At 35.5% G+C, this 15,000-nt stretch carries 13 protein-coding genes and 1 pseudogene; all 14 read left to right on the top strand.

What is annotated here, in order from left to right:
* Positions 1-23: 23 nt before the first annotated feature.
* Positions 24-1,436: a UDP-glucose 6-dehydrogenase gene (locus ABEB31_RS02585; RefSeq protein ID WP_347049778.1), complete on the top strand. Its 1,413-nt coding sequence runs from the start codon at positions 24-26 to the stop codon at positions 1,434-1,436.
* Positions 1,437-1,485: 49 nt separating this feature from the next.
* The gene (locus ABEB31_RS02580) at positions 1,486-2,778 is read left to right on the top strand and encodes a lipopolysaccharide biosynthesis protein (protein WP_347049777.1); all 1,293 of its coding nucleotides are present in this window, start codon (positions 1,486-1,488) and stop codon (positions 2,776-2,778) included.
* A 65-nt stretch (positions 2,779-2,843) separates the two neighbouring features.
* Positions 2,844-3,770, top strand: coding sequence for a hypothetical protein (locus ABEB31_RS02575; protein WP_347049776.1), 927 nt, complete (start codon positions 2,844-2,846; stop codon positions 3,768-3,770).
* 10 nt (positions 3,771-3,780) lie between these two features.
* A complete protein-coding gene (locus ABEB31_RS02570; RefSeq protein ID WP_347049775.1) occupies positions 3,781-4,791 on the top strand; it encodes an alpha-mannosyltransferase in 1,011 nt (336 codons plus the stop codon).
* Between the two features lie 6 nt (positions 4,792-4,797).
* Positions 4,798-5,769 carry a hypothetical protein gene (locus ABEB31_RS02565; RefSeq protein ID WP_347049774.1) on the top strand — a complete coding sequence of 324 codons (972 nt, stop codon included), beginning with the start codon at positions 4,798-4,800 and terminating at the stop codon, positions 5,767-5,769.
* A 21-nt stretch (positions 5,770-5,790) separates the two neighbouring features.
* Positions 5,791-6,642, top strand: a pseudogene (locus tag ABEB31_RS02560) (glycosyltransferase family 32 protein); the annotation flags it as partial.
* A gap of 74 nt (positions 6,643-6,716) precedes the next feature.
* Complete coding sequence (locus ABEB31_RS02555) at positions 6,717-7,796, top strand: glycosyltransferase (RefSeq protein WP_347049773.1); 1,080 nt, start codon at positions 6,717-6,719, stop codon at positions 7,794-7,796.
* A gap of 248 nt (positions 7,797-8,044) precedes the next feature.
* Entirely contained in the window at positions 8,045-9,037 is a 993-nt protein-coding gene (locus ABEB31_RS02550; protein WP_347049772.1) for a glycosyltransferase family 4 protein, read from the top strand.
* Between the two features lie 8 nt (positions 9,038-9,045).
* Positions 9,046-10,335 (top strand): hypothetical protein, encoded by a 1,290-nt coding sequence (locus ABEB31_RS02545; protein WP_347049771.1) that lies wholly within the window; start codon positions 9,046-9,048, stop codon positions 10,333-10,335.
* Entirely contained in the window at positions 10,336-11,499 is a 1,164-nt protein-coding gene (locus ABEB31_RS02540) for a glycosyltransferase (RefSeq protein ID WP_347049770.1), read from the top strand.
* On the top strand, positions 11,496-12,578 hold the full coding sequence (locus ABEB31_RS02535; protein ID WP_347049769.1) for a glycosyltransferase: 1,083 nt from the start codon (positions 11,496-11,498) through the stop codon (positions 12,576-12,578). Before ABEB31_RS02540 ends, ABEB31_RS02535 begins: the two co-directional genes overlap by 4 nt.
* Positions 12,579-12,708: 130 nt before the next feature.
* Positions 12,709-13,122 carry a putative colanic acid biosynthesis acetyltransferase gene (locus ABEB31_RS02530; protein WP_347049768.1) on the top strand — a complete coding sequence of 138 codons (414 nt, stop codon included), beginning with the start codon at positions 12,709-12,711 and terminating at the stop codon, positions 13,120-13,122.
* Positions 13,115-13,936: a glycosyltransferase family 2 protein gene (locus ABEB31_RS02525; protein ID WP_347049767.1), complete on the top strand. Its 822-nt coding sequence runs from the start codon at positions 13,115-13,117 to the stop codon at positions 13,934-13,936. The genes ABEB31_RS02530 and ABEB31_RS02525 overlap by 8 nt, the downstream gene beginning before the upstream one ends.
* 2 nt (positions 13,937-13,938) lie before the next feature.
* Positions 13,939-14,916 (top strand): UDP-glucuronic acid decarboxylase family protein, encoded by a 978-nt coding sequence (locus ABEB31_RS02520; protein WP_347049766.1) that lies wholly within the window; start codon positions 13,939-13,941, stop codon positions 14,914-14,916.
* Positions 14,917-15,000: the final 84 nt, after the last annotated feature.

Here is a 15,000-nt window from a genome sequence, read left to right as displayed (position 1 = left end):
CGCCTCCCAAAAAAGATATTTAAATGAAGATCAAAAATATTTGCTGTTTAGGTGCCGGTTATGTTGGTGGCCCGACCATGTCTGTTATCGCATTAAAATGTCCCGAAATTAAAGTAACGGTTGTAGATTTAAATAAAAGCAGAATTGCTGCGTGGAATGACAATGATCTGGATAAATTACCGGTCTATGAGCCGGGACTTTCAGAAGTAATAAGTGAAGCAAGAGGACGTAACTTGTTTTTTTCTACAGATGTAGACAGCGCCGTGCAGGAAGCAGACATGATTTTTATCGCGGTAAATACTCCGACAAAAAATTATGGTGAAGGTAAAGGTATGGCGGCAGATTTAAAATTTGTAGAGTTATGCGCCAGACAAATCGCCAGGATCGCAAAAAACGATAAAATTATTGTAGAAAAATCGACGCTTCCGGTGAGGACAGCAGAAACTTTGCAGACCATCTTAGATCATACCGGAAACGGAGTAAAATTTGAAGTACTTTCTAATCCGGAGTTTTTGGCAGAAGGAACAGCAATAAATGATTTGTTTAATGCAGACCGCGTTTTAATTGGAGGAAAACAAACTGAAAATGGTCAAAAAGCAATTCAGGCATTGGTTGATATTTATGCGCACTGGCTTTCGCCAGACCAAATTTTAACTACAAATGTGTGGTCTTCAGAATTATCAAAATTAACGGCCAATGCTTTTCTGGCACAAAGAATTTCTTCAATAAATGCCTTGTCTGCTTTATGCGAAGTGACAGAAGCCGATGTGGATGAGGTGGCAAAAGCAATAGGTACAGATAGCAGAATTGGACCAAAATTTTTGAAAGCTTCTGTGGGTTTTGGAGGCTCTTGTTTTCAAAAAGATATTTTAAACCTGGTTTATTTGTGCCGTTATTTTAATCTGCCCGAAGTGGCCAGTTACTGGGAGCAGGTCATCATTTTAAACGATTATCAAAAATACCGTTTTGCAAAGAAAATTATAACCTCACTTTTTAATACCGTAAGCGGAAAAAAAATAACATTTCTGGGATGGGCTTTTAAAAAAGACACTAATGATACCAGAGAATCTGCAGCTATTTATGTAGCCGAACATCTAATCGAAGACGGTGCAGAAATTCATGTGTATGACCCAAAAGTTTCTGAAGAAAAAATAAAAGCAGATATGAGTTATTTATGGGAGCTGAAAGGACTAACAGAGCAAAAAATTGAATCGAAACTGAAACAGATTTTTGTTTATCAATCAGCCGAAAAAGCACTTCATCAGGCACATGCTGTAGCTGTTTTAACCGAGTGGGACGAATTTAAAACCTATAACTGGAATTCTATTTTTATTAATATGTATAAACCGGCTTTTGTTTTTGACGGACGTAATATTCTGGATGTCGAAAAACTACTTGCAATTGGATTTCAGGTGAAAAGTATCGGCAAAGGTTGATCTTTTAATATTGTAAATAACTATTTTTTAAACTGTTAAATTCTTTTTGTTGAAAGCTACTTTGATAAAACTCCGACAACATCCCAAATACGATACAATTGTTAATTGGGGTAAACTAATTTCTATTGTCGGAAGTACAGAGGTACTATTAAAATTAGTCGGATTTATATCGGGTATATTGATTGTGAGAATGCTTCCTGTTCAGGAATATGCACTGTATACGCTCGCAAATACAATGTTAGGTACTCTGGTTATGTTTACAGATTCGGGAATTTCTAACGGAGTTATGGCCCTTAGCGGAAAAGTTTGGAAAGATCCTCAGAAATTAGGGATTGTTTTGGCCACAGGTTTAGATCTTAGAAAGAAATTCGCCTTTATAGCATTAGTAATCGCAACTCCAATAATTATCTATTTATTATTAAAAAATAATGCAGGCTGGCTAGCTTCACTTTTAATTTTACTTTCTTTAGTTCCTGCTTTTTATGCTGCTTTATCAGATTCGCTTCTTGAAATAACTCCAAAACTGCATCAGGATATAGCAACTTTACAAAAAAATCAATTAATAATTGGTTTAGGAAGATTAGTATTAACCGTTTTAGTTCTATTCATTTTCCCCTGGACAGCTATTATTATTTTGGCTTCGGGAATTCCACAGATTTATGGGAATTCAAGATTAAAAATAATCAATAAAAAATTTGTTGAAGGGAATCAAAAACCAGATCCAAAAATTCGTAAAGAAATTTTAGGCATAGTAGCTAAAATTCTTCCCAATGTTATTTTTTACGCCTTATCCGGTCAAATAGTAATTTGGATATTATCTGTTTTTGGAAATTCGACAGATTTGGCAAGTGTGGGAGCATTAGGGAGATTTGCAGCACTTATGGCTTTTTTTACAACCATTTCGGGAACATTGTTCTTACCACGTTTTTCGAGATTAGAAGAAAATAAGGAAACTCTTTTAAAGTACTTTTTGTTTTTTCAGTTGATTCTTTTTTTAGCTGCGGGAGCCATTATCCTCATAGTATTTCTGTTTCCTTATCAGATGCTGTGGCTTTTAGGAGCTTCCTACAACTCACTGTCTTCAGAACTTTTTTTAATTATGCTTTCAAACTGTATCGGATTGATAACAGCAATGACTGGTAATTTAATGGGCAGCAGGGGTCATTTTTTAAATCCGGTTATGGTTATTGGTTTGAATATTGGAGCAGTGATAATGGCGTACTTCATCTGGGATTTGACAACGCTACGGGGTATACTTTACTATAGTATTTTATATCAGATCATTTCTTTAATAGTCAATTACGTGTTTAGTTTTTCGATTATACTTTCCAATAAGAAATAAATAAACAGTACTTATAAATCATTCTTTTTCAAAACCAAATTCTAAGAAAAATAAATTCTGATTATATGAATAAATTACCTGGTCAGGGCGGACTTACAAAAAAAATTGCCGTAGCTAAAGGAAAAAAAAATCGCAGAAAATTCGAGAAGGAAGTATTTTCAGATTTGTCTACTGTGATTTCTAAAATAAATCAAAAGAAAACCATTGACATGGAAATTGCCAGTTTCTCTTCATTTAATGATTTTCAGGAGCAGCTCCTGTCCATATTATCCTTTCTTCGTTACGTTGGAGTACCATTAAAATGGACCCTTTACTCAGATGGATCTCACACGCAGCAGCAAATAGAGCAACTGGAAAAAAGTTTTGGTTTTATCAAGATTGTCAATAGAATTAATTGGAGCGAAATTCAGTCTCTTAAAGGTATTTGCAAAGAAGAATTGGCACCTTATGAAGAATATTTAATTCATTATTGTAAGACATCACCGCTGGGCAGGAAGATGTTCTATTATTTAAATCATGCAATTGCAAAACCAACTCTTTTTATAGATTCGGATATTTTGTTTTATGAACATGCCAATATATTAGAATTAGTATTATCCGAAAAGCCTGCTGCAAAGGGGTGGTATATGCCGGATACTAACTGGGGCTGTTTAGATAGTCGGTACAAAGCAGTAAATACCGAACAAATCTATCAGGTCAATTCAGGATTTATCTTTGCAAATGTGGCTTTCGAAAATATGAAGGAATCATTAGATTTTTTCAAAACATTCGATTTTACTTACGAATATTTTAGTGAGCAAACTATCTACCATCATTTATTAAAGAATAATTATTATATGCCTCTTACTCCAAAAAAATTCATTTTGGATTCAGGAGATCAGTTTGATTTTTCTTATTTGTTTCATCCTAAACAAATGGCAGTAAGACATTATACAGGACCAGTCCGCCATAAAATGTGGCAGAAAGATTATAAGTGGCATCTCGGTTTATAACAGAAATTCAATGAAAAAAGGTATTGTCTTAGTGGCCAATTTAAAAAGCCAGTGGTATAGTGAAAATTTAATTTTTTCAATAAGGAAAAGCGGTTGTAAGCTGCCAATACGGTTAATTCATTTTGGGGGTGAAAAAGTAACTTCTGAATATATTTTAAAAGAGGTCGAGTTTTTAACTGTCGATGACTTTTCAGATGAAGCAAAAGCCTTTATAAACAATCTTAGAAGTGTTTTAACAGAATGTCCGTTAGGATTTTTATATCGCTTTTTGGCTTTGTTTTCAGATTGGGACGAATTTATTTATACCGATAATGATATCGTCGCCTTAATGAATTGGGAGAGAATGTTTGATTTTGCACCATATTATGATTTAATTCATGCGGATACAGAATATACAACAGCAGGAATTCATAATTATCTGCTTCCGGAAAAAGTCGATGAATATTTTGGAAAAGATGCTTTAAATACCGCCATTACGGCAGGGCATATGCTGATCAGGATTAAATCTAAAATTATTACAGATATAAATGCAGCGGTAGATTGGTTTAAACAAAATCCGGAAATACCAAAAAAACACGATCAATCGCTATTGCATATTGCTTCCTTACTGGGAGACTGGAAATTACTGAACTTGTGTAAACCTCCTTACAATTGGCTTAGTTCCTGGTCTGGAGATTATGAAAACAGCCTGGATTTGATCCATGCAATACAGGGAGGATACACGCAAAATACAGTTTCTTATAAAATGTGGTACTCCACTTTAAGTGAAGAATCAAAGCTGAAAGTCGATCAAGAAACGCACCATCCAGACCATTACGTCCCCATTACCCACATACATTATTCGGGCAGAGGAAGGTTGGGACCAGAATCTATTGATGAACTTATGTATTCCAGTCAGACAAACAGACAACGTATGATGAGTTTATACAAAATTCAAAACGCTGATTTATTTTACATCACTTTCATCAGGCACCAGTCAAAACGTATAAAAAGAAAATTTAAACAGCTATTAAAATTATAATATTCTATGAATGCAGCAGTTTGCACTATTTTCGAAGGTCATTACCATTATGGTGTAGCCGCACTTTCAAATTCATTGTATGAAAACGGATTTACAGGTAATATATATGCAGGTTACCGCGGTACATTGCCTGAATGGATTTTAAAAGGAAAAAAGGAAGCAGTCTGTAAATGGAATAATGCCATTACTCTGGCTCCTGCCAAAGGGATAAAAATTATTTTTCTGCCGATAGAAACCAACTATAATATGGCAAATTATAAGCCGGATTTTATGTTGGAACTTTGGAATGGACCGGCAAAAAATGCAGAATCAATATTTTATTTTGATCCGGATATTGTGATCAATGATTCCTGGGATTCCTATGAACAGTGGGTAAATTGTGGAGTGGCACTTTGCGAAGATGTTAATTCTCCTCTTCAGAAATATCATCCACGCAGGCAAGGCTGGAAATCATATTATAAAGAATACAATATTGATTTAAATTTTAAAAATGCCATTTATGTAAATGCTGGTTTTGTCGGACTTCTAAAAAAAGACATCACATTCTTAAAGTTGTGGATTCAAATGCAGGAAATTATGGGGCCGGCAATTGGAGGTTTAGAGAATTCTATTTTTTTAAACCAGTCTTATAATTCAACTGTTTTAAGAATGAAGGGTTTTCAGATTTTTGACAAGCCCGATCAGGATGCGTTAAACGCCGCTATTGAGGCGTACGACGGAATTGTAAGCTACATTGGAAAAGAAGGAATGGGTTTTACGGAAGGAGAATCTACTATGTCTCACGGTATGGGAAGCCCAAAGCCCTGGAAAGCCAATCATTTGCTTAGAGCCATTCAGGGAAAAATTCCAAGAAATAGCGATGTTATCTACTGGAAAAACTGCTCTTATCCCTTTTTAGCCCATTCTAAACTGGAAATTAAAAAAAAATCAATAAGTATTAAACTGGCCAAGGTTATTGGAAGATTTTATAAAGTCTGAGTTTAAAAAAATGATAAAAGAAAAATTATGATTCCAAAAACAATTCATATTTGCTGGTTTAGTGGAGAAGATTATACGCCTTTTATAAAAGAATGCATGGCTACCTGGAAAGTACATCTGCCCGAATTTAAAATACGCATATGGAATAAAGATAGTTTTGATTTTGATTCTGTTCCCTTTGTAAAAGAAGCAATCCTTGCAAAAAAGTGGGCTTTTGCAGCAGATTATATTCGCTTATATGCCTTATACACAGAGGGAGGTTTGTATTTAGATTCTGATGTCAAGATTTTAAAGCCTTTTGAAGAATCATGGTTTGATTATGATTTTTTTAGCGCTCAGGAAATACATCCCGGTTTATTTGAAGATGCGGGAGGAAATGAACAGTTAAATGATTTATTCCTGCCAAAAACGGATGGGGAAATAATTACAGGGTTTGCGGTTCAGGGCGCCATTTTTGCGTCGGCACCCAATCATCCGTATGTAAAAGAATGTTTAGAAAAATATACAGATTTAAAGCTTTTCAAAAGTGATGGGACTATCGATTTAAAGCAGATAATAATAGGGTCTGTTATTTCGCCGGTTGCAGAGAACTACGGGTATCGGTATCAAAATACAGAGCAAGTTTTAAAAAACAATATGCTTATTCTCCCCGCAAATATTTTGGTTGGAAATGCTATTTTTTTAGATAAGCAATCTTACGCTATACATTTAATTAACGGAAGTTGGAGAGGCAAAAAAGGAATAGAAAAATTCAAGCACGTTGTGAGAAACAATTATCCCCGCATATTTCCAATCGTAAACTTTATTGACAAAAGTTTTAAGAAAACTTACAGAACTTCTAAACAAATATTTAAGGTGGTAATGGGTGGATAAGAAGGCTTATTCCTTAAATCAATAAGCTGTTCGTACAGATTATAATAAACAGATTTCAAAAATAAGATTACACAATGGATATACTTTTTATTTGCGGCTCAGCCGAAATCGGCAATGATGGTGTTGGTGATTATACACGTCGTCTAAGCGGTAAACTAATAAAAGAGGGTCACAAGGCTCGAATTTTAGCCTTATGTGATGAGACTATTTATTATACAAGTGAAAGTCAGGTTGTAGAAAATACTACTGTAATGGTGCACCGTATACCTGCTGATACCAATATGAAACAACGTTTACTTTGGTTACAGGCTGTAGTAAAAGATTTTGAACCGGATTTGATTTCGCTGCAATATGTGCCTTACAGCTTTAATCCGAAAGGATTACCATTTTGGCTGCCATCTTACCTGAAAAAAATCAGAGGGAATCATAAATGGCATGTGATGTTTCATGAATTATGGTTAGGGATTGACACAGAATCTTCGTTAAAACACAAATGTATTGGGCAATTACAACAATTGATAGCAAAGAAAATAATTCAAAATACTAAAACCCATTTTGTAAATACGCAAAATAAGTTATACCAGCATTTTCTTCGGTCGCATAATATAAATGCAGAAATTTTACCTATTTGCGGTAATATTCCGCTGACGGCATTAAAGAAGGAAAGTCGAGAGTTTGTTCAGTTTGTTTTATTTGGAACCATTCATAACGGTGCCCCATTTGAAGATTTTATTGAAGATTTAATGATCAATTCAAGTCAGTTTATTAAACCCATAAAATTTGTTTTCATTGGTAAAAATGGAACAGAGCTGACCAATTATACAGCTGTTCTGGATTTTTACAATATTCGTTATGAGGTATTGGGCATTCAGCCGGAAGAAGTAATATCAGAAGTATTAAGAAACAGTGATTTCGGAATATCTACCACACCTTACTTTCAAAGCGAGAAAAGCGGAGTTTATGCCGCTTATAAAGAACATCAAATTAATTCAATTTGTGTTTCGCGCAATTGGACACCCTCCAAAGGACAATATGAGATTCCGCAAATTATTAGATATGAAAAAAACAATTTGAATATTGTCCCGGTAGAACTGGAAGCTTTCAATCTGAATAATATGGCATCGCAGTTTATCAATTCAATTTCTGTTGTATGAAGGTTCTGGTATCTCATCCTACATTAAATGCAAATTCAAAAAATTTGGTAGCCGGATTATTAAGAAATAAAATTCTTTTTAGCTTATACACCTCCATTGCCATATTTCCGAATCAATTTTTATTCAAATTGAGCAGCAATTCCAGGTTAAAAGATTTAAAAAGAAGGAGTTTAAATACAACTTGGCAGCCTTATACCCAATCTCAAATGTTTTATGAAACGGGTCGGCTTTTAGCATCAAAACTAAAATTGGATTTTCTAATACGACATGAAAACGGCTTTTTTTGTATCGACAATGTTTATCACAAACACGATAAATGGACAGCCGGTAACTTGGCTAAAGCAAAAAAACTCGGTCTGTCGGGTGTATATGCTTATGAAGATGGCGCATTACTTACTTTCAAAAAAGCGAAAAAAACAGGGATACAATGTATTTATGACTTGCCTATTGGTTACTGGAGAAGTGCCCGCTTACTTATGGAAAGAGAATTTGAAATTAATCCGGACTGGGCTGAGACACTAATTGGGTTTAATGATTCAGATGAAAAACTGCAGAAAAAAGACCAGGAATTGGCGTTGGCAGATATCATTTTTGTAGCAAGCAGTTTTACGAAAAAGACATTAGAAGAGTTTCAGGGAAAATTGGCAGAGATAAAAGTAATTCCGTACGGTTTTCCTGAAGTCCGGACCCAGAAAAAGTATGAATCCCTTGAAAATAGAAAACTCCGGGTTTTATTTGTAGGCGGCTTATCACAAAGAAAAGGAATCTCTTATTTGTTTGATGCCGTAAAAGGGTTGGAAAATAAAGTGGAGCTGACAATTGTTGGACATAAATCGGTTTCTAATTGTGCGGCATTGAATTTAGCTTTAGAAATGCACAATTGGATCCCTTCCTTATCTCATGATGAGGTTTTAGAAAGTATGCGACAGCATGATGTTTTTGTTTTTCCGTCTCTTTTCGAAGGATTTGGATTAGTAATAACAGAAGCCATGTCGCAAGGCCTTCCTGTTATTACCACAGATCGTACAGCAGGACCCGATTTAATTGAAAACGGGAAAAATGGATGGATTGTACCGGCTGGATCTTCAGCTGCCATCAAAGAAGTCATCAGTCAAATATTGGATAAACCTGATATTCTGCAGGAATTTGGAATTGCAGCTCAAAACAAGGCGGGAACCAGATCATGGTCTGTTTACGGACAAGAGATGGCAGACGCACTTTCGTCTTTACAGATTTTATAAATAATGTCATGAATACAACAGCACATACATTAACACCCGAATATAAATCCATTAAAATAGCCATATGGCTGTATTTTTTACTGTGGATTTTAGAGGGAGCACTTCGTAAATGGATTTTGCCTGGTTTAGCAACGCCATTGCTGATCGTGCGTGACCCTATCGCTATTTATATCCTTTTGAGAGCTTTTTATTTCGGAGTAAAATTTGTCAATGTATATGTTATATTGAGTTCGTTTTTTACTTTATTAAGCTTAGTAATTACATTTACTTTTGGTCACGAAAATATGTTCGTAGGGGTTTATGGGGCCAGAATAATGCTGCTTCATTTTCCATTAATTTTTGTTATTGGTGCAGTTTTTACAAAAGAAGATATTCTTAAAATGGGAAGAGTAATGCTGGCTATTACCATTGCAATGACTGTAATTATTTATTTTCAATTTATAAGTCCACAAACCGCTTATATAAATACAGGTCTTGGCGGAGAAGGAAGCGCAGGTTTTGATGGAGCAATGGGGTATTTTCGGCCATCAGGAACGTTTTCATTTACTACGGGATTATCTTCCTATTACATTCTGGCTTCTGTATTTGTATTTTATTTTTGGTTGTCCAAAGAAGCGTGTTCAAAGATTTTATTGATAGGCAGTACAATTGCATTAATAATTGCCTTACCGTTAACAGTGAGCAGAACCGCAGTTTTAGGCGTTTTATTAGTTGGTTTTTTTGCCTTTCTAGGTTCCTCAACCAGTATAAAATCCATTTTTAGACTGGCTTTAACGATAGCGGTTATTGGTGTTCTCTTTGCTGTTCTGCAAAAAACAACAACTGTTTTTAATCTGGGGACTGAAGTTTTTATGAGTCGTGTGGATACTGCCAATGGACAGAAAGGGGGCTCTATTATACAAAGATCAATAGATGGATTTAGCGAGCCTTTTACGACATTATTAAACGCCCCATTATTTGAAGGTAATTTGGGAATGGGAACAAATGCCGGAGCACAATTGCTAACGGGGAAAAGAAGTTTCCTGGTTTCTGAAGGAGAATTAAATCGTGTTGGTGGAGAACAAGGACTTATTTTAGGTGGTGGTCTTATAGTTTTACGATTAGTTTTTGCATGCGGACTTTTTTTTAGTTCACTCAAATTACCAGGCAAATTTAAACTTTTACCATTAACCTTTTGTGGAACTGCTTTATTTCTGATTACTCAGGGACAATGGGCACAGCCGAGTATGCTGGGCTGTTCTGTAATAGCTTCCGGATTATTGGTAGCCAGTTTAAATGTCAATACGAAAAGAGAATAGATGAAAATTGTACTTTTTACCCACCCTTCGTTTTTAAAACATCAAAGCATGCCGCGTTACGCAAATATGCTGCAGACTGGTATGAAACAAAGGGGTCATCAGGTTGAAATTTGGAGTTCTAAAGCCCTGTTTTACAATTTACCGGTAACGAATTCGCTAAGGAAATGGCTTGGGTACGTTGATCAGTATTTGATTTTTCCTGTCGAAGTAAAGTTTAAACTGCTAAAGGCATCAAAAAATACGCTTTTTGTTTTTGCCGATCAGGCTCTTGGACCATGGGTACCCCTTGTACAAAAAAGAAAACACGTGGTACATTGTCATGATTTTTTAGCTTTGAGATCTGCTTTAGGACATATACCGGAAAATCCAACCTCAGCTACCGGAAAATTGTATCAGTATTATATTAGAAAAGGTTTTTCGAAAGGAAAAAACTTTATTTCGATTTCACAGAAAACACAACAAGATTTGCATGAACTCCATTTAGGAAACATAATTAATTCTGCAGTATGTTACAATGGTTTGAATCGTACTTTTTTGTCAACGCCACAAGAGTTTGCCAGAAAAGTGCTAGAAAGCCATTTAAAAATCGATTTATCAAAAGGTTATATAATGCATATTGGTGGTAATCAATATTATAAGAACAGAAAAGGGGTTGTAGAAATTTACGAATCATGGAGAAGTAATTACCAGAATAATACTCCATTAGTTTTATTTGGCGAAGCTCCCTCAGATGAATTAATTGACATGCAGAATAAATCATCCTATGCGACAGATATTCATTTTGTCACCAATTTGGCTGATGAATTTATAAATGCAGCTTATTGTGGTGCCAGTTGCTTATTATTTCCATCTCTTGACGAAGGTTTCGGCTGGCCAATAATTGAGGCAATGGCTTCCGGCTGCCCAGTGATCACCACCAATAAAGCTCCTATGAATGAAGTAGGAGGAGAGGCCGCTTTTTACATTGACAAAAAACCAACCGACCTGAAATATTTACAGCAATGGAAACAGGAAGGTGCAAAAATTATTGACAAGGTTTTAAAATTAGACAATCTGCAAAAAGCCGAATCGACTAAAAAATCTCTTGATCAGGTACAAAAATTTGCCATGGAATATTCCTTAGATGCAATTGAAGTTATTTACAAACAAATTAATGAAGTATGAAAGTGATCCATTTTATAGCAGGAATCGACAAAAAAGATGGAGGTACATCAGAATATATGAGGTTATTAGGCTCCGAGTTAAAAAATCATATTGATATAATTGTTGCTACCGGAAGATCTGCCAATCCTATAGATATTAAGGGGGTAAGAATTAAATTTTTTGAAACCAATGTATTTAGATGGTTTTCTATGTTAAAGGAGTTTCATTCTTTTTTAACAGCTGAAAAGCCAGATATCGTCCATATAAATGGTATCTGGAGTCCGCAAAACTGGGGGTTTCAAAAAATAGCACAGGAATTGGGAATTAAAGTGATTCTTTCTCCTCACGGCATGTTAGAACCATGGATTATTAGACAAAATACCATAAAGAAAAAATTAGGACTGTATTTCTATCAGCGAAAAGCACTTGATAATGCGAAATTTCTGCACACAACGGCCGAAATGGAAGCTTTGAATATTCAGTATTTAGGTTTTAAAACTCCTATTCATATTATACCAAACGGGATCGATTTAAATGATATAAAAGGTATTAAGAAACACTACGGAACAAAAAAGATAATTTTTTTATCGCGTATCCATCCTAAAAAAGGTATTGAACTTCTTCTACAAGCCTGGAGAAATTCTAATACCAATGGCTGGCTACTTGAAATTGCCGGCAACGGGGACGAAAATTATATTTCGAATTTGAGAGTAAGTGCACAAGATTTAAATAATGTCAATTTTGTCGGAGCTAAATACGGGCAGGAAAAATGGGATTTTTTAAAATCCGGAGATGTGATGATACTTCCTACTCACAGTGAAAACTTTGGTATTGTTGTCGCAGAAGCGCTTGCCACGGGTGTACCTGTAATTACAACGCAGGGTACACCTTGGGAAGATCTCGAAATTCATGAATGTGGATGGTGGATCATGCTCTCGGTTAAAAATTTAGAAAATATGATTGCAAAAGTAATCAGCACGCCGGCGAATGAGCTGGAACATATGGGACAGAAAGGCAGAAGACTTGTCACAGAAAAATATGAAATTAAATCTGTTGCCTGCAAAATGAATGAACTGTATAAAAAAACGCTTGAACATTAATATTTTGGATTTATCAACTTACAGTCATTCTTTTAGTCTTAAAAATAAATTTTCACGACTACTCTGGAATTTAGCGAGACAAATTCTTTTTCGCCCATTTGGATCTAGATTATTTATAAAATGGAGGGTATTGGTACTTAAATGTTTTGGTGCAAAAATAGAATGGTCAGCCAATGTTTATTCATCCGTTAAAATATGGGCTCCATGGAATTTGGAAATAGGAAAAAATTCAAGTCTCGGACCCCATGTTGACTGTTACAACCAAGGGAAAATAACGATCGGTTCTAACACCATAATTTCGCAAAAAACGTACTTGTGTGCATCCACACATGATTATAATCAAAATGATTTTCCGCTGATTTTAAAACCGATTACGATTGGAAATGGCGTCTGGGTCGCCGCAGATGCTTTTGTTGGGCCCGGCATATGTATAGAGGATTATGCGGTTATAGCCGCCCGCTCGGCAGTAGTAAAAAATATTTCGAAAAACACTATAGTAGGAGGTAATCCTGCAAAAATCATAAAAATCAGAAGCTTTGAATAAAATACCAATTACTGTGATCGTTTCTGTTAAAAACGAAGCTTTGAATTTATCGTCTTGTCTGGATAAATTAAAGCAATTTGATCAATTAATAGTAGTAGATTCCGGAAGTACAGATGATACTACGACCATTGCAGCCAGTCTGGGAGCAGAGGTTTTGCAATTTCAGTGGAATGGTAAATTTCCGAAAAAGCGAAATTGGGCACTCCAGAATGCAAACCTTCGCAACGAATGGATTTTGTTTTTGGATGCCGATGAATTTGTCACAGATGCCTTTGTAAAAGAAGTGGCTCTTAAAACTCAGGATCCTGACTACAATGGTTTTACCATACAATTTGAGAACTATTTTATGGGCAGGAAACTCAAATATGGTTACGGATTTCAGAAATCGGCTCTTTTTAAGAAATCTAAAGGAGCGTACGAAAAAATCGAAGAAGATTTGTGGAGTCATTTGGATATGGAAGTTCACGAACATCCGATAATTGAAGGTAAAGTAGGAGTTATAAAAGCAAAAGTGGCACATAAAGATTTTAAAAACCTCGAACATTACATAGCGAAACACAATGCCTATTCTTCGTGGGAAGCTCAGAGATATCTTCAGTTAAAAGAATCAAAAAATGAACATCTATCTTTAAATCAGAAGATTAAATATGGTTTACTGAATACGGGATTCCTTCCGGCAGTTTATTTTATAGGAGCTTATTTTTTCAAATTAGGATTTCTGGATGGCAAAGAAGGGTTTTATCTGGCGCGTTTCAAATCACATTACTTTTTTCAGATTCAGACCAAGGTAAATTCAATCAAAAATAATATATAGCTATGAAAAGAATATTAATTACCGGCGGGGCAGGTTTTGTAGGATCACATTTGTGTAAACGATTGTTGAACGAGGGCAACGAAGTAATTTGTCTCGACAATTATTTTACGGGAGCTAAATCTAATATTATTGATTTACTGGATAATCCTTATTTTGAAATGGTACGTCACGACATTACAGAACCTTATTATGCTGAGGTTGATGAGATTTATAATCTGGCTTGTCCGGCATCACCGGTGCATTACCAGTACAATCCCATAAAAACAATTAAGACTTCGGTAATGGGCGCCATTAATGTTTTAGGTTTAGCAAAACGTGTGAATGCAAAAGTATTGCAGGCCAGTACAAGCGAGGTATATGGCGATCCGCTGGTTCATCCTCAGACTGAAAACTATTGGGGTCACGTAAATCCGATAGGAATTCGTTCCTGTTATGACGAAGGTAAGCGTTGTGCCGAAACTTTATTTATGGATTATCACAATCAGAACAAAGTGGCCATTAAAATCATCCGAATTTTTAACACTTACGGACCCAATATGAATCCTGCGGATGGGAGAGTGGTGTCCAACTTTATTGTACAGGCGTTGCAGGGAAAAGACATTACCATTTTTGGCGACGGACTTCAAACGCGTTCCTTTCAGTATGTTGACGATTTGGTAGAAGGAATGATAAGAATGATGAATTCCGGGCCGGATTTTTTAGGACCTGTAAATTTAGGCAACCCAAATGAATTTACAATGCTGGAGCTGGCTGAAGCCATTATTCAGCTTACAGATTCCAAATCAAAAATTATACATCTGGATCTTCCACAGGACGATCCGAAGCAAAGACAGCCCGATATTGCTCTGGCTAAAAGCAGACTCCACGGCTGGGAACCAACTATACAACTACGAGAAGGTTTAGTTTCTACCATTACTTATTTTGACCAGTTATTGCTAAATGAGGCAAGAACTTCCTTTTTACAAAATACCATTATTTAGTTCAGCTGTAACTTTCCTTTTTCCTCAATTTCCTTATTAAGGAACTAATTTGCTGCACCTTAAAGTTTCAAGTCTTCGTTTTTG

It is taken from the genome of Flavobacterium olei (genome assembly GCF_039749035.1).
GTDB classification, from domain to species: Bacteria; Bacteroidota; Bacteroidia; order Flavobacteriales; family Flavobacteriaceae; genus Flavobacterium; species Flavobacterium olei.
This window is presented reverse-complemented; position numbering and strand designations above follow the sequence as displayed.